The sequence below is a fragment of the Streptomyces sp. PKU-EA00015 genome, from assembly GCF_013387495.1.
Lineage (GTDB): Bacteria > Actinomycetota > Actinomycetes > Streptomycetales > Streptomycetaceae > Streptomyces.
Window position 1 is genome coordinate 161,869 of sequence record NZ_JABZEE010000013.1, and the last position, 25,043, is coordinate 186,911.

The 25,043-nt window shown below is 70.9% G+C and carries 22 protein-coding genes; 12 read left to right on the top strand and 10 right to left on the bottom strand.

The features are described 5' to 3' along the window. Positions 1-242 precede the first annotated feature (242 nt). The 6 genes from HW130_RS12700 (at position 243) to HW130_RS35870 (ending at position 8,313) form a co-directional block, all read left to right on the top strand. Positions 243-2,582 carry a bifunctional SulP family inorganic anion transporter/carbonic anhydrase gene (locus HW130_RS12700; RefSeq protein WP_177149618.1) on the top strand — a complete coding sequence of 780 codons (2,340 nt, stop codon included), beginning with the start codon at positions 243-245 and terminating at the stop codon, positions 2,580-2,582. Positions 2,583-2,834: 252 nt separating this feature from the next. Continuing rightward, on the top strand, positions 2,835-4,790 hold the full coding sequence (acs, locus tag HW130_RS12705) for an acetate--CoA ligase (RefSeq protein WP_177149619.1): 1,956 nt from the start codon (positions 2,835-2,837) through the stop codon (positions 4,788-4,790). Between the two features lie 251 nt (positions 4,791-5,041). Beyond that, complete coding sequence (gene nhaA / locus HW130_RS12710; protein WP_177149620.1) at positions 5,042-6,436, top strand: Na+/H+ antiporter NhaA; 1,395 nt, start codon at positions 5,042-5,044, stop codon at positions 6,434-6,436. 40 nt (positions 6,437-6,476) lie between these two features. After that, positions 6,477-6,968, top strand: coding sequence for a phage holin family protein (locus HW130_RS12715; protein WP_177149621.1), 492 nt, complete (start codon positions 6,477-6,479; stop codon positions 6,966-6,968). Positions 6,969-7,044: 76 nt separating this feature from the next. After that, positions 7,045-7,974, top strand: coding sequence for an alpha/beta fold hydrolase (locus HW130_RS12720; protein ID WP_177149622.1), 930 nt, complete (start codon positions 7,045-7,047; stop codon positions 7,972-7,974). Between the two features lie 150 nt (positions 7,975-8,124). Next, a complete protein-coding gene (locus tag HW130_RS35870) occupies positions 8,125-8,313 on the top strand; it encodes a hypothetical protein (RefSeq protein ID WP_256356048.1) in 189 nt (62 codons plus the stop codon). 28 nt (positions 8,314-8,341) lie between these two features. Here HW130_RS35870 and HW130_RS12725 read toward each other — a convergent pair whose 3' ends face one another. The 3 genes from HW130_RS12725 to nth form a co-directional block, all read right to left on the bottom strand. Beyond that, positions 8,342-9,541 (bottom strand): MarP family serine protease, encoded by a 1,200-nt coding sequence (locus tag HW130_RS12725; RefSeq protein WP_177149623.1) that lies wholly within the window; start codon positions 9,539-9,541, stop codon positions 8,342-8,344. A 116-nt stretch (positions 9,542-9,657) separates the two neighbouring features. Next, positions 9,658-10,380, bottom strand: a complete 723-nt coding sequence (locus tag HW130_RS12730) for a CoA pyrophosphatase (protein WP_177149624.1) — start codon at positions 10,378-10,380, stop codon at positions 9,658-9,660. Between the two features lie 58 nt (positions 10,381-10,438). Beyond that, a complete protein-coding gene (gene nth / locus HW130_RS12735) occupies positions 10,439-11,326 on the bottom strand; it encodes an endonuclease III (protein ID WP_177149625.1) in 888 nt (295 codons plus the stop codon). A 248-nt stretch (positions 11,327-11,574) separates the two neighbouring features. On the opposite strand from nth, the gene HW130_RS12740 reads away from it, so the two are divergent. Beyond that, on the top strand, positions 11,575-12,249 hold the full coding sequence (locus HW130_RS12740; RefSeq protein ID WP_177149626.1) for a Crp/Fnr family transcriptional regulator: 675 nt from the start codon (positions 11,575-11,577) through the stop codon (positions 12,247-12,249). Positions 12,250-12,312: 63 nt separating this feature from the next. Here the strand turns inward: HW130_RS12740 and HW130_RS12745 are convergent, their stop codons facing one another. The 5 genes from HW130_RS12745 to HW130_RS12765 all read right to left on the bottom strand — a co-directional run bounded on the left by HW130_RS12745 (position 12,313) and on the right by HW130_RS12765 (position 16,007). Continuing rightward, a complete protein-coding gene (locus HW130_RS12745) occupies positions 12,313-13,197 on the bottom strand; it encodes a prohibitin family protein (RefSeq protein WP_177149627.1) in 885 nt (294 codons plus the stop codon). A gap of 160 nt (positions 13,198-13,357) precedes the next feature. Continuing rightward, positions 13,358-14,197, bottom strand: coding sequence for an MBL fold metallo-hydrolase (locus HW130_RS12750; RefSeq protein ID WP_177149628.1), 840 nt, complete (start codon positions 14,195-14,197; stop codon positions 13,358-13,360). After that, positions 14,194-15,057: an NUDIX domain-containing protein gene (locus HW130_RS12755; protein ID WP_177149629.1), complete on the bottom strand. Its 864-nt coding sequence runs from the start codon at positions 15,055-15,057 to the stop codon at positions 14,194-14,196. The genes HW130_RS12750 and HW130_RS12755 overlap by 4 nt, the downstream gene beginning before the upstream one ends. 321 nt (positions 15,058-15,378) lie before the next feature. Further along, the gene (locus HW130_RS12760) at positions 15,379-15,849 is read right to left on the bottom strand and encodes a RidA family protein (protein ID WP_177149630.1); all 471 of its coding nucleotides are present in this window, start codon (positions 15,847-15,849) and stop codon (positions 15,379-15,381) included. Continuing rightward, the gene (locus tag HW130_RS12765; RefSeq protein ID WP_005314434.1) at positions 15,846-16,007 is read right to left on the bottom strand and encodes a DUF4177 domain-containing protein; all 162 of its coding nucleotides are present in this window, start codon (positions 16,005-16,007) and stop codon (positions 15,846-15,848) included. Before HW130_RS12765 ends, HW130_RS12760 begins: the two co-directional genes overlap by 4 nt. Before the next feature lie 119 nt (positions 16,008-16,126). Here HW130_RS12765 and HW130_RS12770 point away from each other — a divergent pair, with 119 nt between their 5' ends. Continuing rightward, positions 16,127-17,089: an ArsA-related P-loop ATPase gene (locus tag HW130_RS12770; protein ID WP_177149631.1), complete on the top strand. Its 963-nt coding sequence runs from the start codon at positions 16,127-16,129 to the stop codon at positions 17,087-17,089. Further along, positions 17,086-18,396, top strand: a complete 1,311-nt coding sequence (locus HW130_RS12775) for an ArsA family ATPase (RefSeq protein WP_177149632.1) — start codon at positions 17,086-17,088, stop codon at positions 18,394-18,396. Before HW130_RS12770 ends, HW130_RS12775 begins: the two co-directional genes overlap by 4 nt. A 205-nt stretch (positions 18,397-18,601) precedes the next feature. On the opposite strand, the gene HW130_RS12780 is transcribed toward HW130_RS12775, so the two are convergent. After that, the gene (locus tag HW130_RS12780) at positions 18,602-18,946 is read right to left on the bottom strand and encodes a WhiB family transcriptional regulator (RefSeq protein ID WP_177149633.1); all 345 of its coding nucleotides are present in this window, start codon (positions 18,944-18,946) and stop codon (positions 18,602-18,604) included. 392 nt (positions 18,947-19,338) lie between these two features. Here HW130_RS12780 and HW130_RS12785 point away from each other — a divergent pair, with 392 nt between their 5' ends. Beyond that, positions 19,339-21,564 (top strand): transglycosylase domain-containing protein, encoded by a 2,226-nt coding sequence (locus HW130_RS12785; protein WP_177149634.1) that lies wholly within the window; start codon positions 19,339-19,341, stop codon positions 21,562-21,564. 72 nt (positions 21,565-21,636) lie between these two features. Here HW130_RS12785 and HW130_RS12790 read toward each other — a convergent pair whose 3' ends face one another. Next, a complete protein-coding gene (locus HW130_RS12790) occupies positions 21,637-22,101 on the bottom strand; it encodes a GatB/YqeY domain-containing protein (protein ID WP_177149635.1) in 465 nt (154 codons plus the stop codon). 248 nt (positions 22,102-22,349) lie between these two features. On the opposite strand from HW130_RS12790, the gene mptB reads away from it, so the two are divergent. Continuing rightward, positions 22,350-23,804 (top strand): polyprenol phosphomannose-dependent alpha 1,6 mannosyltransferase MptB, encoded by a 1,455-nt coding sequence (mptB, locus tag HW130_RS12795; RefSeq protein WP_177149636.1) that lies wholly within the window; start codon positions 22,350-22,352, stop codon positions 23,802-23,804. Further along, positions 23,801-25,039 (top strand): glycosyltransferase 87 family protein, encoded by a 1,239-nt coding sequence (locus HW130_RS12800; protein ID WP_177149637.1) that lies wholly within the window; start codon positions 23,801-23,803, stop codon positions 25,037-25,039. Before mptB ends, HW130_RS12800 begins: the two co-directional genes overlap by 4 nt. Positions 25,040-25,043 lie beyond the last annotated feature (4 nt).

The window sequence follows — 25,043 nt, forward strand, 5'->3', positions numbered from 1 at the left end:
CACGGTCGCTCGCCAGGAATGAGGGGGCGGCCCGACAGGCCGCAATGAAATGACTAATCACTGCATCGGGTGATTGATTGCACCATTTGCCCAGAAAATCATGCCAGAGTCTTTACTCTGCATTACGATCCATTTACTTACTGTTGAGCGCTCGTGCGATTCGAGCATCCCGCCGCTGCATGCCGTGCCCCACGGCCGCGTCCCCCACGTTCCGCGACCGCGCCACCTTGGAGGAGACGGGAATGTCCTGCGTCCCCACCCGCACCGACGATGCCGATCACCCGCCGATGTCCCCGGCCGCCCGCTTCCAGGGCCCGCACAGTCCGCCTCCCACCGGACCACGTCGGCGCTTCCACATCGCGGGCGCAGACGTGTCCGCATCCGTCTGCGTCTTCCTGATCGCCCTGCCGCTCTCCCTGGGCATCGCCCTCGCCACCGGGGCGCCGCTCCAGGCCGGCCTCGTCGCCGCCGCCGTCGGCGGCATCGTGGCGGGCCGGTTCGGCGGATCCCCGCTCCAGGTCAGCGGCCCGGCCGCCGGACTGACCGTCGTGACCGCGGAGTTGATCCAGCGGTACGGGTGGCGCACCACCTGCGCCATCACGGTCCTCGCCGGTCTGTGCCAACTCGGCCTCGCCGCCCTGCGGGTGGCGCGCTCCGCCCTCGCCGTCAGCCCCGCGATCGTCCACGGGATGCTGGCCGGCATCGGCGTCACCATCGCCCTGGCACAGCTGCACATCGTCCTCGGGGGCACCCCGCAGAGCTCGGCCCTCGCCAACGTGGCTGCGTTGCCCCTCCAGTTGGCGAATCTGCACCCGGCCGCACTGTCCGTCAGCGTCCTGACGGTCGCCGTCCTGCTGGCGTGGCCGCGTATCCCCGGGCGAGCGGGACAGATCCTGCGGACCGTTCCGGCGGCCTTGGCCGCCGTCGCCGCCGCGACCGCGCTCGCGACGTTCGCGCAGCTCCACCAGCCGCGTGTCGACCTGCCCTCCTGGCGCTCGCACGCGCTCCCCGAGCTTCCCGAGGGGCCCGTGCTCGGGCTGCTCGCCGCCGTCCTCACCATCACGCTCGTCGGCAGCGTGGAGTCGCTGCTGTCGGCCGTCGCCATCGACAAGCTCGCTGCCGCCCGCAAGAAGCCGGACGTGCGCATCCCCCGCACGGACCTCGACCGCGAGCTCGCCGGACAGGGCGCGGCCAACGTCGTGTCCGGCGCGCTCGGCGGACTGCCCATCACCGGCGTCGCGGTGCGCAGTTCGGCAAACGTCTCCGCCGGAGCGGTCAGCCGCCACTCCACCATGCTCCACGGACTGTGGATCACGGTGGCCGCGCTGCTGCTGGTGCCCGTCCTCGACCTGATCCCACTGGCCACGCTCGCCGCGCTGGTCATGGTGGTCGGCGTGCAGATGGTCAACATCACGCACCTGCGCAGCGTCAAGCGCAACCGCGAGATCCTGGTCTACGCGGCGACCGTCAGCGCTGTCGTCCTCACCGGCGTGCTCGAAGGCGTGTTGATCGGGGTCGCGGTCGCCGTCACGGTCGCACTGCACCGGCTCACCAGGACCCGGATCACCGTGGAGGAGGACGGCACCTTCCACCGGGTGCGGGTACGCGGGCAGTTGACGTTCCTGGCTGTTCCCCGGCTGAGCCGGGTCCTCGGACAGGTGCCGCACGGCGTCGACTGCGTGGTCGAGTTGGACGGCTCGTTCATGGACCACGCGGCGTACGAGGCGCTGCACGACTGGCAGACGTCGCACAGGCAGCAGGGCGGCACCGTGGAGTTCACCGGTCGGTCCGGGGCGCGGATCAGCGAGCCCGCGCAGGAGACGCACGGCTGCTGCCGACCCTGGACGCCCTGGCGCAACCACCACTGCGGCGAGCGCCCCCAGCCGGCCGAGGCGCATCAACTGGCCACCGGGCTCAGCGCGTTCCAGCGCAACACCGCCCCCCTGGTCCGCGACGAGCTGGCGCGCCTCGCCCGTGAGGGACAGCAGCCGTCACAGCTGTTCCTCACCTGCGCCGACTCCCGGCTGGTCACCAGCATGATCACGGCGAGCGGCCCGGGCGACCTGTTCACCGTGCGCAATGTGGGAAACCTGGTTCCACTGCCTGGCGAGGAGAGCGGCGACGACTCGGTCGCGGCCGCCATCGAGTACGCGGTGGACGTGCTGGGGGTGGAGTCCATCACGGTGTGCGGCCACTCGGGCTGCGGGGCGATGCAGGCCCTGCTGAACAGCCCGCCCGACGGCGCGCCGACCCCGCTGCGCCGCTGGCTGCGGCACGGTCTGCCCAGCCTGGAGCGCATGCGCAGCCGTCGGCATGCGTGGGCGAGGATCTCGGGACGGATGCCCGCGGACGCCGTGGAGCAGCTGTGCCTGACCAATGTGGTCCAGCAGCTGGAGCATCTGCGGGCCCATGAGTCGGTCGCCCGCCGGCTCGCCGAGGGCACGCTGCAACTGCACGGCATGTACTTCCATGTCGGCGAGGCCCAGGCATATCTGCTCACGAGCGCGACCGGCCACGACGTCGAGCAGGTCTTCGACCGGGTCGCACCCACCCCGTCCGTACTGGAGAAGGCCCACGTCTGATCACGTGCAGCCGTGCACGTCGAGCCAGGGATGCACACCGCGTGACCGAGCGCACACCGCGCGGCTGAACCGGCGCTGTGCGGTGTCCGTGGGAACGTGTGGCTCCTCTTCCCTGCCGCCCGGGGTCGAGGAGCCACCCTCCCCACAGGTCTAAACCAATTTCCCGAAGGCCCTTGTCACCCGGCCTTCTGGCTGATGAGCTATGGCCTGGGACACATACGCACAGAAGACGCCCTGAGAAAGGGAGATGTCGTGAGCAACGAAAGCCTGGCCAACCTTCTTAAGGAAGAGCGGCGGTTCGCACCTCCGGCCGAGCTGGCCGCGCACGCCAACGTGACCGCCGAGGCGTACGCACAGGCCGCCGCGGACAGGCTTGGCTTCTGGGCCGAGCAGGCACGGCGGCTCGACTGGGCCACCGAACCGACCGAGACCCTCGACTGGACCAACCCGCCCTTCGCGAAATGGTTCGCGGACGGCACGCTCAACGTCGCGTACAACTGCGTGGACCGCCATGTCGAGGCGGGCCACGGCGACCGCGTCGCCATCCACTTCGAGGGCGAGCCCGGTGACAGCCGCGCCATCACCTACGCCGAGCTCAAGGACGAGGTCTCCAGGGCAGCCAACGCCCTGACCGAGCTCGGGGTCCGCAAGGGCGACCGCGTCGCGGTCTACATGCCGATGATCCCCGAGGCCGCGGTTGCCATGCTGGCCTGCGCACGGATCGGCGCCGCCCACTCGGTCGTCTTCGGCGGCTTCTCGGCCGACGCGGTCGCCTCCCGGATCCAGGACGCCGACGCCAAGCTCGTCATCACCGCCGACGGCGGCTACCGCCGCGGCAAGCCCAGCGCGCTCAAGCCCGCGATCGACGAGGCCGTCTCCCGCTGCCCGCAGGTGGAGCACGTTTTGGTCGTGCAGCGCACGGGCCAGGAGACCGCGTTCACCGAGGGCCGCGACGTGTGGTGGCACGACGTCGTCGGCCGTCAGTCCGCCGAGCACACCCCCGAGGCGTTCGAGGCGGAGCACCCGCTCTTCATCCTCTACACCTCCGGCACCACGGGTAAGCCCAAGGGCATCCTGCACACCTCCGGCGGCTACCTCACCCAGGCGGCCTACACGCACCACGCCGTCTTCGACCTCAAGCCCGAGTCCGACGTCTACTGGTGCACGGCGGACATCGGCTGGGTCACCGGCCACTCCTACATCGTCTACGGCCCGCTGGCCAACGGCGCGACGCAGGTCATGTACGAGGGCACGCCGGACACCCCGCACCAGGGCCGGTTCTGGGAGATCGTGCAGAAGTACGGCGTCACGATCCTCTACACGGCGCCGACCGCGATCCGCACGTTCATGAAGTGGGGGGACGACATCCCCGCCAAGTTCGACCTCTCCAGCCTGCGCGTCCTCGGCTCGGTCGGAGAGCCCATCAACCCCGAGGCCTGGATCTGGTACCGGGAGCACATCGGCTCCGGGAAGACCCCGATCGTCGACACCTGGTGGCAGACCGAGACCGGCGCGATGATGATCTCGCCGCTGCCCGGCGTCACCGAGACCAAGCCCGGCTCCGCGCAGCGCCCGCTGCCCGGCATCTCCGCCACCGTCGTCGACGACGAGGCGAACGAGGTGCCCAACGGGGGCGGCGGCTACCTCGTGCTCACCGAGCCGTGGCCGTCGATGCTGCGCACCATCTGGGGCGACGACCAGCGGTTCATCGACACCTACTGGTCCCGTTTCGAGGGCAAGTACTTCGCGGGCGACGGAGCCAAGAGGGACGACGACGGCGACATCTGGCTGCTCGGCCGCGTCGACGACGTGATGCTCGTGTCCGGCCACAACATCTCGACCACCGAGGTCGAGTCGGCGCTGGTCTCGCACCCCAAGGTCGCCGAGGCCGCCGTCGTGGGCGCCGCGGACGAGACGACCGGACAGGCGATCGTCGCGTTCGTCATCCTGCGGGGCACGGCGACCGAGGACGACGGCCTCGTGAACGAGCTGCGCAACCACGTCGGCGCGACGCTCGGCCCGATCGCCAAGCCCAACCGGATCCTGCCGGTGGCCGAGCTGCCGAAGACCCGCTCCGGCAAGATCATGCGCCGCCTGCTGCGCGACGTCGCCGAGAACCGTGAACTCGGTGACGTCACCACGCTCACGGACTCCTCCGTGATGGACCTGATCCAGTCCCGCCTGCCCAGCGCCCCCACCGAGGACTGACCGGCGCTCAACACCGTCCGAGGGACCGGCTCGCCCCGGATCCACCGGGCACCGCAAGGCCCCGGCGCACCCGCGCCGGGGCCTTGCGCATGCGGTGCGCGGCCGACCGCTGCCCGTACGCCCGCGACGAGCCGCAAAATCTTTAGGTAGAGTAAAGAACGCGTCAATGGCGCAACGAAGGATCTCAGGTGCGCCGGGAAGTCTGGTCGGCAACAGTTTTGTCGTGTCCGACCGACCGGAGGTTATGCACTGTGGCCGCGCCCAAGACCACTCCCAAGCTCTTCGGCCGCCTGTCGCTGCCCGAGCGGAACTTCGTCGCGGACGCGCTGCGCGCGGAGACGGTCGGCGGTGTGCTGCTCCTGCTCGCCGCGGTGGTGGCACTGATCTGGGCGAACACCCCTCTTGGCGAGAGCTACGCCTCCGTGCGCGACTTCCACGTGGGGCCCGCGTCGCTCGGCCTCGACCTGTCGGTCCAGCACTGGGCGGCGGACGGTCTGCTGGCCGTCTTCTTCTTCGTCGCCGGCATCGAGCTCAAGCGGGAGCTGGTCGTGGGAGAGCTCCGCGACCCCAAGGCCGCTGCCCTGCCCGTCGTCGCCGCGCTCTGCGGCATGATCATGCCCGCCCTCGTCTACCTGACGGTCACGACGCTCGGCGACGGTTCCACGGCCGGATGGGCGGTCCCCACCGCCACGGACATCGCCTTCGCCCTCGCCGTCCTCGCGGTGATCGGCACATCACTGCCGTCCGCGCTGCGCGCGTTCCTGCTGACTCTGGCGGTCGTCGACGACCTCTTCGCAATCCTGATCATCGCGATCTTCTTCACGAACGACCTGAACTTCGCGGCTCTCGGCGGCGCCTTCGCCGGTCTCGCCCTCTTCTGGCTTCTGCTGCGCACGGGCGTGCGCGGCTGGTACGTGTATGTGCCGCTCGCCCTCGTCATCTGGGGGCTGATGTACAACAGCGGTGTCCACGCCACCATCGCCGGTGTCGCGATGGGCCTGATGCTGCGCTGCAGCCGCCGGGAGGGCGAGGAGCAGTCCCCGGGCGAGCACATCGAGCACCTGGTGCGTCCGCTGTCCGCAGGCATCGCCGTCCCGCTGTTCGCGCTGTTCTCGGCGGGAGTCATCGTCACGGGCAAGTCCCTCGGTGACGTCTTCACCAGGCCCGAGACGCTGGGCGTCGTGCTGGGCCTGGTGGTGGGCAAGGCACTCGGCATCTTCGGCGGCACCTGGCTGGCGGCGCGTTTCACCAGGGCGGAGCTCAACGAGGACCTGCGCTGGCCGGACGTCTTCGCGCTGGCCTCGCTCGCCGGTATCGGCTTCACCGTCTCCCTGTTGATCGGTGAGCTCGCCTTCACCGGGGACGCCACCCTCACCGACGAGGTGAAGGCCGCGGTCCTGATCGGTTCCCTGATCGCCGCACTCCTCTCCGGCATTCTCCTCAAACTGCGGGTACGCACCTACCAGGCGCTGGCGGCCGAGGAGGAGCGCGACGAGGACATGTCCGGGATCCCCGACATCTACGAGCAGGACGACCCCGCGTACCACTTGAGGATGGCGGCCATCTACGAGGAGAAGGCGGCGGAGCACCGCAGGAGGGCCCAAGCGGCGGGGGCATCGCGCAACGACGGCGACAGTCCGGCATGATCTGACATCGGACCGTAGAACTTTGGAGAGGGAGTCAGCGATGAGCGACCGCGGCAACACCACGGCGAACGCTGCCGGCGCCGACCGCAGTCTCGGTCAGCTGGTCGCCGCGGCGACCGCCGAGATGTCGGCGCTGGTGCACGACGAGATCGCGCTGGCCAAGGCCCAGTTGCGCCGCGACGTGAAGAAGGCGGGCATGGGCGGTGGTGCGTTCACCGCTGCGGGCGCGGTGCTGCTCTTCTCGTTGCCGATGCTGAGCTTCGCGCTCGCCTACGGCTTCCAGTTCTGGACCCACTGGCACCTGTCGGTCTGCTTCCTGCTGTCGTTCGCCGTCAACGTCCTCGTCGCCGGACTGCTGGCGCTGATCGGTCTGGTCTTCGTGAAGAAGGCGAAGAAGGGCAAGGGACCGCAGAAGACGGTCGCCTCGGCCAAGGAGACCGCGGCGGTGCTGCAGAACGCCAAGCCGCATCCGCGCCGCCCCGCGCAGCCCGAGCTCCCGGCCGGCTCACGGCAGGACAAGGTCACGGTGTGACCCGGAGGGCGGGCGCCGGCGCGGCCGGCCGGGGAGTGGTGAACGCCCGGTCCGCGGGTGTGGCACGCTCATCAGCATGACGGCACCTGTTTCCAGCCCCGGCGGCCCCGTACGTCTCGACGGTCCGTGGACCCACCGCGACGTCGCGGCCAACGGCGCCCGCTTCCACATCGCCGAGATGGGCGACGGGCCGCTGGTGATGCTGCTGCACGGGTTCCCGCAGTTCTGGTGGACCTGGCGGCACCAGCTGCCCGCGCTCGCCGACGCGGGCTTCCGGGCAGTGGCGATGGACCTGCGCGGAGTGGGCGGCAGCGACCGTACGCCGCGGGGCTACGACCCGGCCAACCTCGCACTCGACATCACCGGCGTGGTCCGGTCCCTGGGCGAGCCGGACGCCGCACTGGTCGGACACGACCTGGGCGGCTACCTGGCGTGGACGGCGGCCGTGATGCGTCCCAAACTGGTGCGCCGCCTGGCGGTCTCGTCGATGCCGCACCCGCGGCGCTGGCGTTCCGCGATGCTGTCGGACTTCGCGCAGAGCCGTGCCGGGTCGTACGTGTGGGGTTTCCAGCGGCCCTGGATTCCGGAGCGTCAACTGGTCGCCGACGATGCCGCGCTGGTGGGCCGGCTGATCGAGGACTGGTCGGGGCCGCAGCCGCTCGACGAGGAGGCGGTCGACGTCTACCGGCGCGCGATGTGCATCCCTTCGACGGCGCACTGCTCGATCGAGCCGTACCGCTGGATGGTGCGTTCGCTGGCCCGGCCGGACGGCATCCAGTTCAACCGCCGGATGAAGCGTCCGGTACGGGTGCCGACGCTCCATCTGCACGGGTCACTCGATCCGGCGATGCGCACGCGCAGCGCGGCGGGTTCGGGCGAGTACGTCGAAGCCCCGTACCGGTGGCGGCTGTTCGACGGTCTGGGCCACTTCCCCCACGAGGAGGACCCGGTGGCCTTCTCGAACGAGCTCATCAGCTGGCTCAAGGACCCGGAACCCGACCGCTGAGCCGTCCCGCGGCCGCGAGAGGCCGGCGGGGGCCGTCCGGGCGAACCGGATGGAACGGTTGTCCTACGAACGGCCACATGCCCGGCGCATAGGCCAATTGGCGGGTCCCGACACGGTTACCGACCATGGGGCCCGGGCAGACGTCCGGGTATGGGCTGGACGCACGACTACGGTGACACAGCACGCAACCGCCGCTCGGCCAATGGGCCGATCTCGCACGACAGTGGCGGTTCTCAGCACGAGAGCCAGGAGCATCCGGGGCAGGGGATGGGCATTTCGCGCATTCTCCGGCGCCGTGCACGCTGGGTGTCCGCGCGACTGCGGCATCCGCGGGCCTGAGCCGGCGACAGCCCCGGCCGGCGCATCCCTACAAGGCGCATCCCTGGCTGTCGACCTGCTGGTTGGCGGCCCTGCCCCGGGCGATGTCGTCGCGGATCTCGTCGACCGTCAGGGCGTAGCCCGTGTCGGCGTCGTCGAGGGACCGGGCGAAGATGACGCCGTAGACCTTGCCGTCGGTGGTGAGCAGCGGGCCGCCGGAGTTGCCCTGGCGCACGGTCGCGAACAGTGAGTAGACGTCGCGACGGACGGTGCCCCGGTGGTAGATGTCGGGGCCGTTGGCGTTGATCCGGCCGCGGACACGGGCGGAGCGGACGTCGTAGGAGCCGTTCTCCGGGAAGCCCGCGACGATCGCGCTGTCGCCGCTGCGGGCGTCGTCCTCGGCGAACGCGAGCGGACGGGCCCTGAGATCGGGGACGTCCAGGATGGCGATGTCGCGCTCCCAGTCGTACAGCACGACCTTGGCGTCGTAGAGCTTTCCCTCGCCGCCTATCTGGACGGTCGGCTCGTCCACGCCACCGACCACATGAGCGTTGGTCATCACCCGGCGCTCGTCGAAGACGAAGCCGGTGCCTTCGAGGACCTTGCCGCACGTGGGCGCCGTACCGACGACCTTGACGATGGACTGCTTGGCGCGCGCGGCGACGGGGCTGCCGACGAGAGCCGGATCCGGGGGCCGGACCTCGGTGATGGGCTCGTTGGCGAACGGGCTGAAGACCTGCGGGAAGCCGTTCTGCGCGAGGACGGAGGTGAAGTCCGCGAACCACGTGTTGGCCTGATCGGGCATCACCCGGGAGATGCCGAGCAGCACCTTGGAACTGCGCACCTCCTTGCCCAGCGTGGGCAGTGAGGTGCCCGCGAGCGCGGATCCGATCAGCCAGGCGACCAGCAGCATGGCGACGACGTTGACCAGGGCACCGCCGGTGGCGTCCAGGGCGCGGGCGGGTGACCAGGTGATGTGCCGGCGCAGCTTGTTCCCGAGGTGGGTGGTGAACGCCTGGCCGACCGACGCGCAGACGATCACGATCACCACGGCGATGATGGCGACCGTGGTCGACACCTCGGCGCCGTCGGTCAGCGCCGCCCAGATCACCGGGAGCAGGTAGATCGCGACGAGCCCGCCGCCGAGGAAGCCGATCACCGAGAGGATGCCGACGACGAAGCCCTGGCGGTAGCCGACGATCGCGAACCAGACGGCGGCGACCAGCAACAGGATGTCCAGCACGTTCACCGTCAATAGCCTCGCAGTGTCGTCGCCGGGTGCTCCTTCCGGCTGGTCGGTCCGGGTCCGCGGCGCGGCCGCATCGTCTGTGCGCCCCGGGGTGCGCTTCGTACGGGATCAGCGTGTCATGCGCGCCAGTCCAGCGGGACCTCCCTGGTCCGGTCCCATGGTCGCTCCCAGCCCGCGAAGTGCAGGAGCCGGTCGATCACCCCAGCCGTGAAACCCCAGACCAGAGCGCCTTCGACCATGAACGCGGGCCCCGCGTGACCGCTCGGGTGGAGGGCCATCGCGCGGTTGTCCGGGTCCGTGAGATCCGCCACGGGCACGGTGAAGACCCGCGCGGTCTCGGCGGGGTCGACCGCCCCGACCGAGCTCGGGGTGCGCCACCATCCCAGTACGGGCGTGACGACGAATCCGCTCACCGGGATGTAGAGCTTGGGCAGCACGCCGAAGGGCTGGACCCCGGAGGGGTCGAGCCCGGTCTCCTCCTCGGCCTCCCGCAGCGCCGCGCGCAGCGGTCCCGTGGTGGCCGGGTCGCCGTCCTCCGGGTCGAGGGCGCCGCCGGGGAACGACGGCTGCCCGGCGTGCGAGCGCAGCGTGCCGGCCCGCTCCATGAGCAGCAGCTCGGGGCCCCGCGGGCCCTCGCCGAACAGGACGAGCACGGCGGACTGCCGCCCCCGGCCGCTCTCGGGCGGCAGGAAGCGGCTCAGCTGGTGCGGCTGGACGGTGTCGGCGGCGCGCACCACGGGGTCGAGCCAGTCGGGCAGGCCGTCGGTGATGACGGACACCTCTTCGTGCCTGCCGGACTGCTCGTACGTCTTGTAGGTCTCTTCGCCTGCGCGCGTCATGGGCACCCCCTGGTGCTCAACGCCACGGGGCATCCGGATCGTTCCTCGTGGGGGCCGTTCACCCGATCGCGCCCAGGGCCGGGGCCGGTTTTCCCGGATAGTCCGGCGGCGGCTTGAGCCGCTGGCCGGGCTGGCCGCCCATCTCGTACTTCAGGAGCTTCCTGGCCTTCTCGGGATCGGTCTCGCCCTCGCCGTAGGCCGGGCAGAGGTGGGTGATCGGGCAGGCGCCGCAGGCGGGCTTGCGGGCGTGGCAGATGCGGCGGCCGTGGAAGATCACGCGGTGGGAGAGCATCGTCCACTCCGATTTGGGGAAGATCGTGGCCATCTCGGCCTCGATCTTCACCGGGTCGTCCTGGTCGGTCCACTTCCAGCGGCGCACGAGGCGCATGAAGTGCGTGTCCACGGTGATGCCGGGGACTCCGAAGGCGTTCCCCAGGACGACGAAGGCCGTCTTGCGGCCCACTCCCGGAAGGCTGACCAGGTCCTCCAGCCGGCCGGGGACCTCGCCGCCGAAGTCGTCGCGGATGGCCTTGGACAGCCCCATGATCGACTTCGTCTTGGCCCGGAAGAAGCCGGTCGGGCGGATGAGCTCCTCGACCTCCTCGGGCACCGCCGCGGCCAGGTCCTCGGGGGTGGGGTACTTCGCGAAGAGGGCGGGAGTCGTCTGATTGACCCTGAGGTCGGTGGTCTGGGCCGACAGGACCGTCGCTATCAGCAGCTGGTACGGATTCTCGAAGTCGAGCTCCGGATGCGCGTACGGGAAGACCTCGGCGAGCTCGCGATTGATCCGGCGAGCACGGCGGACCATGGCCAGACGCGATTCCGGTTTGACCGATTTCTTCCTTTTGTCCGGACTGGGCGAGAGCTGTTCGCCCACAGCGGAATTCTGGTTTCCGGACACGCTCCCAGCCCCCTTGGCCTGCGCTCTCACCGGCGAATTGGACACCCGGCCAGCCTAAGGGCCGCCACCGACATTCGCGCCGGTCCCCGGGAATCACGACCCAATCGGGCCCCTGCCGCACGGTTGGGCGCGCCAGTGCGTCAAACTTGTTGTGATTGATCGCACGATTGTTTACTACCGGGGTCCCGATCCCCGACGATGCCGCCGCGGGGCACCGAGTCCCGGAACAGCACGGCAACGGTCCGGCATCATGGGGACAACGTCCCCTGAGCAGGTCGACAAGGAGAGAACTCGTGGACGACGTTCTGCGGCGCGCCCCGCTCTTCGCGGCGCTCGATGACGAGCAGGCCGCGGAGCTCCGCGCCTCGATGAGTGAAGTGACGCTCGCCCGCGGCGACGCGCTCTTCCACGAGGGCGAACCGGGCGACCGCCTGTACGTGGTCACCGACGGCAAGGTCAAGCTCCATCGCACGTCCCCCGACGGCCGCGAGAACATGCTCGCCGTCCTCGGCCCGGGCGAGCTCATCGGCGAGCTGTCCCTCTTCGACCCCGGCCCGCGCACCGCGACCGCCACCGCCCTGACCGAGGTGAAGCTCCTCGGCCTCGGCCACGGCGACCTCCAGCCCTGGCTGAACGCGCGCCCGGAGGTGGCCACCGCACTGCTGCGCGCGGTCGCCCGCCGGCTGCGCAAGACCAACGACCAGATGTCCGACCTGGTCTTCTCCGACGTCCCGGGCCGTGTCGCCCGCGCGCTCCTCGACCTGTCGCGCCGCTTCGGCGTGCAGTCGGAGGAGGGCATCCACGTCGTCCACGACCTCACCCAGGAGGAGCTGGCCCAGCTCGTCGGCGCCTCCCGCGAGACCGTGAACAAGGCGCTCGCCGACTTCGCCCAGCGCGGCTGGCTGCGCCTCGAGGCGCGTGCGGTGATCCTGCTGGACGTGGAGCGCCTGGCCAAGCGTTCGCGCTGACACCTGCCACGCATGCGAGAGGGCCGCCCGCATCGCGCGGGCGGCCCTCTCGCATGCGTGGCGTCAGTTCCGGCTGCCGTCCACGATCAGCGGATTGCCGGTGCCGGAGCCGCAGGGCACCGCGTAGACCGGGTTCTTCTCGGCCGCCTCGCGGAACGCCTCGATGCACTGGTTGGTCAGCACCTTGTCGCTCAGCGACTCATTGAGGATGCGGTTCGCCTTGGCAATGCCCTCGGCCTCGATGCGGCGGCGTTCGGCCTCCGCCTTGGCCGTGCGGGCCGCCTCCGTCGCGCGCTCGGTGGCCTGCTGCTGCTGGATCTTGCGGTCGATCTGGTCCTGCAGCTTCTCCGACGGCTTCACGTTGCGCAGGTTGACCGTGGTGACGTCGATGCCGCGCGGGGCGAGCCGCTCCTTGATCAGCTCACCGATCTCGGCGTTGATCTTCTCGCGGGCGGAGGTGTAGCCCTCCTCGCTGGTGTGGCGGGCGAAGACGTTGCGCACGATCTCGCGGCTGTCGGGGAAGACCAGGCGCTGCTGTATCGCGTCCTCGCTGCCCGCGAGGCGGTAGAGCTCGACGGCCTTCGCCGGGGTGACCGCCCACTTCACGGTCAGCTCCGCGTACATCACCCCGCCCTGCGACGAGCGCACCTCGACGACGTCCTTGTCCGAGAGGTTGAGGTCCACCGGCCGGGTGGAGAACGTCGTGACGCTGGTGAACGGCGAGGTGAGGTTCACGCCGGAGGTCATCGGAGAGCCGACCTTGCCGAACGTGACCGGCACGCCGACCTCGTAGGCGCTGACGACGTGAACACAGCTGGCCATGCCGGAGAAGAGCCCGGCGAGCAGGGCGCCCAGGGCGCCGATCTTGAGACCCCGGTTGTCGCCGCCGCGGGCGACGGCGTACATCACCGCGGCGGCGATGACGAGGATGATGAACAGGACGAACACGGCTTGATCCCCCCAGTGACAGATGTCGCGAAGCGCAAAGTAAGCGGAGCGTAAAGCATCACCGGCGGTGGGGACGCGGGAGGGCGGTGTCCGGTTGCGGCCCCCGCGGCCACGGGCCTGTCCGGCGACCGGGCCGGGCTGCGCCGGACACCCCCTGGGGTCAGCCCTGTTCGATCAGACCGTGCTCGCGCAGGTACTCCAGCTGCGCCCGTACCGACAGCTCCGCCGCGGGCCACAGGGACCGATCGACGTCCGCGTACACCTGAGCGACGACCTCTGGTGCCGTCGTGAAGCCGTCCTCGACGGCCGTCTCGACCTGCGCCAGGCGGCTCGCCCGGTGTGCGAGGTAGAACTCGACCGCGCCCTGGGCGTCGTCGAGGACGGGCCCGTGGCCGGGCAGCACCGTGTGGACACCGTCGTCGACGGTGAGCGAGCGCAGCCGCCGCAGCGAGTCGAGGTAGTCGCCGAGCCGGCCTTCGGGGTGGGCGACGACCGTCGTGCCCCGGCCGAGGACCGTGTCGCCGGTCAGCACGGCGCGGTCGGCGGGCAAGTGGAAGCTGAGCGAGTCGGCGGTGTGCCCAGGCGTGGATACGACCCGCATCTCCAGCCCGCCCGTGGTGATCACGTCCCCGGCCGCGAGCCCCTCGTCGCCGAGCCGCAGCGCGGGGTCGAGGGCGCGGACCTTCGTACCGGTCAGCTCCGCGAAGCGTGCGGCGCCTTCCGCGTGGTCGGGATGCCCGTGGGTGAGCAGGGTCAGCGCGACGCGCTTACCCGCCTTCTCGGCCGTCTCGATCACGGCCCGCAGATGGGCGTCGTCCAGCGGCCCCGGGTCGACCACCACGGCGAGGCCCGAGTCCGGCTCCGAGACGATCCAGGTGTTCGTGCCGTCCAGCGTCATCGCAGAGGGGTTCGGCGCGAGGACGTTGACCGCGCGGGCGGTGGCGGGCCCGGAGAGCGCGCCTCCGCGGGGCTGTCCGGGCAGTGCTGCGGCGTCGGTCATCGCGAGCCTCCGGTCGGCACGTGCTTGGTGAACTCGTCGTGCCCAGGCCAGCTCAGGACGACCTCGCCGCCCTCCAGGCGCGCCTTCGCGAGCACGGGCGCCATGTCCTGTCCGGCGGCCGCCTCCAGCGCCTGCGCAGCCGTCCCGTACTGCCGCAGGGTGCGCAGGGTGGCGATGGTGGGCGGCATCATCAGCAGCTCGCCCTTGTCGTAGCCCGCGGTCGCCTCGGCCGGGCGGATCCAAACGGTGCTCTCGGCCTCCGTGGACGCGTTGCGGGTGCGCTGGCCCTCGGGCAGGGCCGCCACGAAGAACCAGGTGTCGTAACGGCGCGGCTCGAACTCCGGGGTGATCCAGCGTGCCCACGCACCGAGCAGGTCCGAGCGCAGCATCAGGCCGCGCCGGTCCAGGAACTCGGCGAAGGACACGTCCCGGTCCACCAGCGCCTGCCGGTCCGCCTCCCAGTCGTCCCCCGTCGTGTCCCCGACGACCGTGCCGGGCGTCGGGCCCGCGAGCAGGACGCCCGCCTCCTCGTACGTCTCGCGGACCGCCGCGCACACGATGGCCTGCGCGGACGCGGTGTCGGTGCCGAGTCGCCGCGCCCAGGTCTCCAGCGACGGTCCGGCCCAGCCGACGGGCCGGTCGTCGCGCGGGTCCACGCCCCCGCCCGGATAGGCGTACGCGCCGCCCGCGAAGGCCATGGACGTGCGCCGGCGCAGCATGTGGACGGCGGGCCCGTCCGCCGCGTCGCGCAGCAGCATCACGGTGGCGGCCCTCTTGGGGGTCACGGGCGTGAGCTCACCGGCCGCGAGCGCGCGGATGCGGTCGGGCCATTCCGGCGGGTACCACTGACCATTGGACATGGGGCGGATGCTATGCGCTCACGCGCGGATGTTCGAGGGGTGGCCGGTGCGGCCGGCCACCCCTCGGCGCCGTGAGCGCCGGGGCCTGCCGTGCTGCCGCCCGGCGCCCGTGCACTGGCTTCATCAGTGGGGGGTGATGTCGAGGGGCGGTTCGCCGTCGTGCCGTTGGGGTGGTGGCGGAACGCGAACCGGAGGACACCCGCCGACGCGTCCACGTCACGAGGTGGCGCGGCGGATTCCCCACCGGCCGCGGCACCACGACGGCCCCGAGCCCGTCGGCGGACCGGCGGACTCGGGGCCGTACACCTACTGATCTTGCGTTCAGTCCTGGACGAGCTCCACCTGGATCTCGACCTCGACCGGAGCGTCCAGCGGCAGCACCGCGACGCCCACCGCGCTGCGCGCGTGCACACCCTTGTCGCCCAGCACCTCGCCGAGCAGCTCGCTCGTCCCGTTGATCACGCCGGGCTGGCCGGTGAAGTCCGCGGCCGACGCCACGAAGCCCACGACCTTCACGACTCGGGCGATGCGGTCCAGGTCGCCGACGACCGACTTCACGGCGGCCAGAGCGTTCAGCCCGCAGATACGGGCGAGTTCCTTGGCCTCCTCGGCGGTGACCTCACCACCCACCTTGCCGGTGACCGGAAGCTTGCCCTCCACCATCGGCAGCTGGCCCGAGGTGTACACGTACGCGCCCGAGACCACGGCCGGCTGATAGGCGGCCAGCGGCGGGACGACCTCCGGCAGCGTCAGACCGAGTTCGGCGAGCCTGCGCTCGACCACGCCGCTCACGAGGACTTCTCCCGCTTCAGGTAGGCCACCAGCTGCTCGGGGTTGTTCGGCCCGGGCACGACCTGGACGAGCTCCCAGCCGTCCTCGCCCCAGGTGTCCAGAATCTGCTTCGTCGCGTGCACGAGGAGGGGCACGGTCGCGTATTCCCACTTGGTCATGGAGCCGACTGTAGCCGCACCCCCCGGCCGCTTCACGAAGCAGCCCGGGGCGGGCACGTGACGCAGCCCGCAGGCAGCCTCGTGCGTAGGCCGGTGCACGACTGGTTAGGCTCGAATACGTGAGCAGGCTCCAGGTCGTCAGCGGCAAGGGCGGCACCGGTAAGACCACGGTGGCCGCCGCCCTCGCGCTCGCCCTCGCGACCGAGGGAAAGCGCACCCTCCTCGTCGAGGTCGAGGGCCGGCAGGGCATCGCCCAGCTCTTCGAGACGGAAGCCCTTCCGTACGAAGAGCGCAAGATCGCCGTGTCGTCAGGTGGCGGCGAGGTGTTCGCGCTGGCCATCGACGCCGAACGCGCGCTCCTCGACTACCTCCAGATGTTCTACAAGCTCGGCAGCGCGGGCCGCGCCCTCAAGAAGCTCGGCGCGATCGACTTCGCGACGACCATCGCGCCCGGCGTCCGGGACGTACTGCTGACCGGCAAGGCGTGCGAGGCCGTACGCCGCCGGGACAAACAGGGGCGGTACGTCTACGACCACGTGGTCATGGACGCGCCGCCCACCGGCCGCATCACCCGCTTCCTGAACGTGAACGACGAGGTCGCCGGCCTCGCCCGGATCGGCCCGATACACAACCAGGCGCAGGCCGTGATGCGTGTGCTCAAGTCCCCCCAGACGGCGGTCCATCTGGTCACGCTGCTGGAGGAGATGCCCGTCCAGGAGACCGCGGACGGCGTCGCCGAGCTGCGCGCCGCCGAACTCCCCGTGGGCAACGTCATCGTGAACATGGTCCGCCCCCACCTCCTCGACGAGGAGGCGGTGCGCGACGCGTCGAACGGCCGCCGCGGCGAGATCGCCGAGGCGCTCACGGCGGCGGGCGTCCCCGGTTCGGCGAAGCTCGTCACCCCGCTGCTGGCGCAGGCCGCCGAGCACGCCCGGCGGGTGGAGCTGGAGCGCGAGCAGCGGCGGGTGTTGAACGCGCTGGCCCTGGGCGCCTATGAGCTGCCCGTGCTCAGCGAGGGCGTCGACATCGCCGGGCTGTACCAACTGGCCAGAGAACTGCGCAAGCAAGGGGCGGGCTCATGACGCTGGACGCATCGGCCCGCCTGGAGGTGGACCCGCTCATCGACGATCCGGCCACGCGCATCATCGTGTGCTGCGGCGCGGGCGGCGTCGGCAAGACCACGACGGCCGCGGCCCTCGGCGTACGGGCGGCGGAGCGCGGTCGCAAGGTCGTCGTCCTGACCATCGACCCGGCCCGGCGGCTTGCCCAGTCCATGGGCATCGACTCGCTCGACAACACGCCGCGCAGGGTCAAGGGCATCGAGGGCGACGGCGAACTGCACGCCATGATGCTCGACATGAAGCGCACCTTCGACGAGATCGTCGAGGCGCACGCGGACGCGGAGCGCGCCCGCGCGATCCTGGAGAACCCCTTCTACCAGTCCCTGTCCGCCGGTTTCGCCGGCACGCAGGAGTACATGGCGATGGAGAAGCTGGGGCAGCTGCGCGGACGTGAGGAGTGGGACCTGATCGTCGTCGACACCCCGCCGTCGCGCTCCGCGCTCGACTTCCTGGACGCGCCCAAGCGCCTGGGGTCGTTCCTCGACGGCAGGTTCATCAAGCTGCTGATGGCTCCCGCGAAGGTGGGCGGCCGCGCGGGGATGAAGTTCCTCAACGTCGGCATGTCGATGATGACGGGCACGCTGGGCAAGCTGCTGGGCGGTCAACTGCTGCGTGACGTCCAGACCTTCGTGGCCGCGATGGACACGATGTTCGGCGGCTTCCGCACCCGCGCGGACGCGACCTACCGGCTGCTGCAGGCGCCGGGCACGGCGTTCATGGTGGTCGCGGCGCCGGAGCGGGACGCGCTGCGGGAGGCGGCGTACTTCGTGGAGCGCCTGGCGGCGGAGGACATGCCGCTCGCGGGCCTCGTTCTCAATCGCGTGCACGGCAGCGAGGCCGCGCGGCTGTCCGCGGAGCGGGCGCTCGCGGCCGCGGAAAATCTTGACGAGTCCGGCATTGTGGATCAGGAGCCCGGGAAGACTGGTGGTCGTGACGCCGCGGCCGTCTCTCCCGAATCCCCGGCCGTGGATCACTCCCCCGAAGCACGTGAGGTTCCCCCCGACACACCCGGATCACCGTCCGAGGTTCCCGAGGTACCCGACGCGCACGATGTCCATGACGTGCAGACCGCGCAGCAGTTGACGGCCGGCCTGCTGCGCCTGCATGCCGAGAGGATGCAGGTGCTGGCGCGCGAGCAGCGCACGCGCGACCGTTTCACGGCCCTGCACCCCGAGGTGCCCGTCACCGAGGTCCCGGCCCTTCCGGGCGATGTCCACGACCTGGCCGGCCTCCGCGCGATCGGCACGCGCCTGGCAGCGGGGTCGTAGCACCGCGCTGCGCGCCCGAACGGCAGGTCGTCCACGCGCGGCCCGGACTTGGGCGCCGCGTTCCCGGTCGCCCCGGTCCTGGACGCAGAGCGACTCAATCGCGCAGCACGCTCCGGTCGTCGGACCAGAGCGGCTCAAAGCGCGCAGGCGCGGCACGTTCCGGCCCGCCGGCGTCATCGCCTGCGCGCTGACGTGCGGGTGCCCGTCAGCCCACCGCCGCGTACGTCTCGTACGTCTCGTCGTCGTCGAGGCCCACCGGCAGAATGCCCGCACTGCGCTCGTACTCCGTGCGCGCGGTCTCGAGCAGTCTCCGCCACGACGTGACCGTGGGGCGCCTGCGCAGCAGCGCTCGTCGCTCCCGCTCGGTCATGCCGCCCCACACGCCGAACTCGACGCGGTTGTCCAGCGCATCGGCCAGGCATTCCGTGCGTACCGGGCATCCGGTACACACCGCCTTGGCCCTGTTCTGCGCTGCCCCTTGTACGAACAGTTCATCCGGATCCGTCGTGCGGCAGGCTGCCTGCGCACTCCAGTCGGTAACCCAGCCCATGCCGGCGCCGTCCTCTCCCGAATCGAGGCTCCCCCACGGCGGCAGCGGCATATTCACCGCTGCCAGTTGAGGACGTTACGGAAGGTGGGCACAGCGCAACACCCCCACGGGGCCCAATCTTGAATGGTCCGAACGGACTATGCGTACGCGGCAGATCACCCAGGGGAGTGACCTGAGGGCATACGCGACAAACCCGACAAAGCGGGGCACTTCCTTTGCCGTGCAACGGACTTCGACGACAAACGCAGGAATTCGGGCATGGCTCCGCCGGATTCGGGGACAGCGGAGTTCTGCCAGGTACTTGATGCGAGACCGCACTGCCGTGACAGTTGAGAGCAGCTTAGGCCAATGCCTTTACGCCTGTCCGGCAAATGAGAACGTAGGCTGCCCTCATGCCAAAGAAGCGCTCGGGCGGCGGTCTGACCGGGACCCAGCAGGCCGCCAAGTTCCTCGGTGTCAGTGTGCTCTCCGGAGCGGTGCTGGCGGGCATCGCTCTGCCCGCCGCCGGTGCGCTGGGACTCGCGGCCAAGGGCACGGTCGAGGGATTCGACGAGATCCCGGCCAACCTCAAGACACCGCCCCTGAGTCAGCGCACCACCATCCTGGACGCCGAGGGCGGCAAGATCGCCACGGTCTACTCGCGCGACCGCACGGTGGTGCCCCTCAAGGACATCTCGCCGTACATGCAGAAGGCGATCATCGCGATCGAGGACGCCCGCTTCTACGACCACGGCGCGGTCGACCTCAAGGGCGTGCTGCGCGCGCTCAACAAGAACGCGCAGTCCGGGGGCGTGTCCGAGGGTGCCTCCACGCTCACCCAGCAGTACGTGAAAAACGTCTTCGTCGAGGAGGCCGGCGACGACCCCGACAAGGTCGCCCAGGCCACCCAGCAGACCATCGGCCGCAAGATCCGCGAACTGAAGTACGCGATCCAGGTCGAGGAGGAGCTGGGCAAGAAGAAGATCCTCGAGAACTATCTCAACATCACCTTCTTCGGTCAGCAGGCGTACGGCGTCGAGGCCGCCTCTCAGCGCTACTTCTCCAAGTCCGCCAAGGACCTGAAGCTGGAGGAAGCGGCGATGCTGGCCGGCCTCGTCCAGTCGCCGAGCCGCTACGACCCGGTCAACGACACCGAAGAGGCCACCAAGCGCCGCAACATCGTGCTCCAGCGCATGGCCGACGTCCGCGACATCTCCCAGGAGGAGGCGGACCGGGCCAAGGCCACGCCGATCGAGCTGGCCGTCAGCAAGCCGGACAACGGGTGCATCACCGCCGTGAACGGCGCGGGCTTCTTCTGCGACTACGTGCGCAAGACGATCCTGAACAACCCCGCCTTCGGGAAGACGGACGAGGAGCGCTCGAAGCTCTGGAACCTGGGCGGCCTCACCATCCGCACGACGCTGAGCCCGCGTGCGCAGGCCGCCGCGAACCAGGCCGCCACGGCGAAGGTCAACAAGACGGACAAGGTCGCCGCGGCCGTGGTGCAGGTCCAGCCCGGCACGGGCAGGATCCTGTCGATGGGCCAGTCCCGCCCGTACGGCCTGGACCAGAAGCAGCACGAGACGGTGCTCAACCTCTCGGTCGGCAGCAAGATGGGCGGCACGACGTACGGCTTCCAGGTCGGTTCGACCTTCAAGCCGATCACGGCGGCCGCGGCACTGGAGAAGGGCATCAGCCCGGCCCAGTCGTTCGCGACGCCGTGGAAGATCTCGCTGCCGATGGACTCCTTCCGGACCTGCGCGGGCGGCCCGTCCGGCGGCGGCCAATGGCCCCTGCAGAACGAGCTGCAGTCCGAGGCCGGCTCCTGGGACATGACCAGCGCCCTCGGCAAGTCCATCAACACCTACTTCGCCCACCTCGAGCAGATGACCGGTCTGTGCGAGACGGTCGAGATGGCGAAGAAGATGGGCTACGAGCGCGAGCTGGGCAAGAAGCTGCAGGAGCTCCCGTCCATCACCCTCGGCGGCCAGGAGAGCACTCCGCTGGACATGGCGTCGGTGTACGCCACGTTCGCCAACCGCGGCACGTACTGCACGCCGGTCGCCATCGAGTCCGTGACGGACGCCAACGGCAAGCGGATCAAGGTGCCGGGCTCCGAGTGCTCGCAGGTGATGAACCAGACGACCGCGGACATGATCAACCAGATGCTCAAGGGCGTGGTCGAGGACGGCACCGGTACGCAGGCCGGTCTCCAGGACCGCGACAACGCGGGCAAGACCGGTACGACCAACGACCGCAAGGACGCCTGGTTCGTCGGCTACACGCCGAACCTGTCCACGGCGGTGTGGGTCGGCGACGACGTCGGCGAGAAGACGTCGATGTACAGGATCACCATCGGCGGCCAGTACTACGACAAGGTCTGCGGCGGCTGTCTGCCCGGCCCGATCTGGAAGATCGCGATGACCGGGGCACTGGACGCCGCCGAGACCCCCGCGTTCAACCCCGTCTCCGTCCCGCGCGGGAAGGAGAAGGAGGACGAGGACAAGGACAAGGGCCGCGACCGTGACGAGAACAGGCCCGGCGACAACGGGCCCATCCCCGGCATCAGCATCCCGCCGGACCTGATCGGCGGCGGCAACAACCGCGGTCAGGGCAACGGCGGCGGCAACTGGCCGTAGGCGCCCGGCAGTCACGGCGAAGGGGGACCCGGTGACCGGGTCCCCCTTCGCCGTGCCGTATGCCGTGCGCGCTCAGCCCGCGAGCAGCTGCTTCACGGCGGTCGCCACGCGCCCGCCCTCGGCGCGGCCCGCCACCTTCGGGTTCACGATCTTCATGACGGCACCCATGGCGCGCGGGCCCTCGGCGCCGCCCGCCCTGGCCTCCTCGACGGCCTGCGCCACGATCTGGTGGAGCTCGTCGTCCGTCAGCTGCTGCGGCAGGTAGGCGTCGAGGATCACGCCCTCGGCCTTCTCGCGCTCGGCCTGCTCGGCACGACCGCCCTGCGCGAAGGCGTCGGCGGCCTCGCGGCGCTTCTTCGCCTCCTTGGCGATCACCTTCTGCACCTCGTCGTCGGAGAGCTCGCGGGCCGTCTTGCCCGAGACCTCCTCCTTCGTGATCGCGGCGAGGGTCAGCCGGAGCGTGGAGGAGCGCAGTTCGTCGCGCGCCCTGATCGCCTCGGTGAGGTCTTCCTGCAGCTTGGACTTGAGCGTGGTCATGCGCTCAAGTGTCGCAGGTGCGGGAGGGGGTGCGCCCGCGCATTTCGTGCGACGCGCACCGGTCGGCGCCGCCGGGTGGTGCTCTTGACCGCCCGGCCGGCCGGGGGCGCGCCGTGCCCGTGCGCGGCGTGCGCCGACGGGATGGGTGCATGCTCCAGGGGAGCCCGTAAGGCCGCGGACACACGACGGCCCCCGCCGGTCGACCGGGACGTCGCCTCCCGGACACCGTCCGTTGACAGCCTGCGCTGGTGTCGTCCCTCCGTCTCCCCGTCGGCCGAGCCGTCGACTTCCGCCACTGTCAGCTGCTCGGGCTCATCGGCTCGACGGCGCTCGCGGCGGGCGGCGTGGGCGCCGGAGCACTGCCCGTGCGGGAGGTGCTCGCTCCGGACTCGGGGGCGGCCGCGCTCGGCCTGGTCGGCGCGTACTTCGGGCTCGTCGTCCTGATAGCGGCATGGGCCCTGGTGGGCCGGGCGGTGCGCGGACCACGGCCGCCCGGGCGGCGCGACCTGCTGGTCACGCTCGTGCTGTGGGCGGCACCGCTCGTGGTGGCGCCGCCCCTGTTCAGCAGGGATGTCTACAGCTACCTGGCGCAGGGCGCGATGGTCGACGCACGGCTGGACGTGTACGCCTACGGCCCCTCCCGCCTCGGCGGTCCGCTCACGGCCGAGGTGGCACCGCTGTGGCGGGACACCCCGGCCCCGTACGGCCCGGTCTTCCTCGCCCTCGCCTCGGCCATAGCGGGGTCCGCGGACTTCGGCACGTTCTCGGCGGACCGGCTGACCGGTGGTGTGCTCGGCATGCGGCTGGTCGCGCTGCTCGGGGTGGCCCTGATGGCGCTGTGCCTGCCGCGCCTGGCCCAGTACTGCGGAACCGATCCCTCCGTCGCGCTCTGGCTCGGCGCGCTCAACCCGCTGGTGCTGCTGCATCTCGTCGGCGGCGCACACAACGACGCCGTCATGATCGGACTGCTGGGCGCCGGACTGGTCGCCGCCCTCGGCCGCAGGCCGGTCGCGGCGGTCGTCCTGGTCACCCTCGCCGCCCTGGTGAAGGCCCCGGCCGCGCTCGGGCTGGTCGCCGTGGTCGTGCTGTGGGCCCGGCAGCCGCCCTGGGCCCGCGCGCCGTGGCTGTCCTCCACCCTCGCGGCTCTGTGCGTGTGCGCGGCCACCACCGCGGTGACCACCGCGCTCGTCGGCACCGGATACGGCTGGCTCGCCGCGCTCGACACCCCTGTGTCCCCGGAGAACTGGTCACTGACCTCGACCCTCGGCCGGATGTCCACCGCTGTGCTGACCGACGCGGGCAGCGGGCTCGCGGAGTTCGCCCGTCACGCGGTACCCGTCTGGCACCTGCTCGGCCTCGCGGCCACGGCCCTGGCCGTCCTGCTCGCCTGGCGCCGCCACCATCTGCTGCGCCCGGTCCACGCGCTGGGCCTCAGCCTGACGGCCGTGGCCCTCCTCGGGCCCGCCATACGGCCCTGGTACGTGCTGTGGGGCCTGTTCCTGATCGCCGCCGCCGGCCCCGGAAGGCCGCTGCGCCGGGCGGCCGCCTGCGCCAGCGGAGTCCTCGCTCTGGCCGTGCTGCCGAGCGGATCCGCCCCCGACGCCACGCAGTTGGCGCTCGCCGTCGGCGGCGGGCTGCTCGCGCTGACGGCGCTGTGGGGCGCACATCGGTTCGCCCACCGGCCCGTCGGGAGTACGGCATGACACAACTGGAGACGACGGAGAGCGCCTGGCAATGGCCGGTGACCACGCGCGGGCGGCTGCTCCTGGTCGCCGGACTGGCCGCCGCCGTCCTGCTGTTCCTCGCGACGGTCCCACTGCACCGTGACTGGTTCGACCTGGGCGTCTACTACGGGGCCGTGCACCACTGGACAGACGGCGGCGCTCTCTACGACTACCTGGTTCCGGGCACGCACTACGGCTTCACGTATCCGCCCTTCGCGGCGGTGTGCATGCTGCCGATGACGCTGACCGGCTGGCAGAGCGCCGTGGCGCTGAGCGTGCTGTTCAACGCGGCCGCCGCGGCCGTGATCCTGCACTGGACCGCCGGCCCCCTCGTCCGCCGGGAGGGCTGGACGCCCTGGTACGCCCTCGCCCTCGCGGGCTGCGCCTTCGCCCTGCTGGAACCGGTCCGCGACACCGTCAGCTTCGGCCAGGTCAACCTGCTCCTGCTCGCGCTCGTGCTCGCCGACGCCCGGCTGCTCGCCGGCGGCCGCGCCTCGCGGTACGCGGGCATCGGCACCGGTCTGGCCGCCGCGATCAAGCTCACCCCGGCCGTCTTCATCCTCCACCTGCTCCTCACCGGCCGGCCGCGCGCCGCCGCCACGGCCACGGCCGTCGCGCTCGGGGCCACCGGGATCGCCGCGTGGGCGGCACCGGACGCCTCCCGCGTCTACTGGACCGAGGCGCTGTGGGACACCGACCGCGTCGGCGCGCTCGCGTACGTCTCCAACCAGTCCTGGCAGGGCCTGGTGGCGCGCCTCTTCGACCCGGCCGAACCGAACCGGACCGTATGGGCGATCGGGGTCGTCGCGCTGCTGGCCGTCTGGGCCGTACGCGTGCGCCGGGCGAGCGCCGCCCGTGATCACGCCGGGGCCTTCGCCCTGACCGGCGTCCTCGCCTGCCTCATCAGCCCGGTCACCTGGGTCCACCACCTGGTCTGGCTGGCCCCCGCCCTCGTGGTGCTGGCCGACGCGGCCCTGCGCGCGCCGGAGGGGCCGGACCGCCGCCGGCTGCTGACCTGGTCCGTGACGCTGCCCGTGGTGCTGAGCAGCAGTGTGGTGTGGCTGTGGAGCAGGGACTCGTCCGGACTCGACGGCTTCCTGGGAGGCAACGCGTACGTCTGGGTCTCGCTCGGGCTGCTCTTCGCTCTGCCGCTGCGCACGTCGCCGGGGGTATGCGTCCCGGCCGGCGACCGGCCGCCGCTCCCCGGGTCCTGAACGG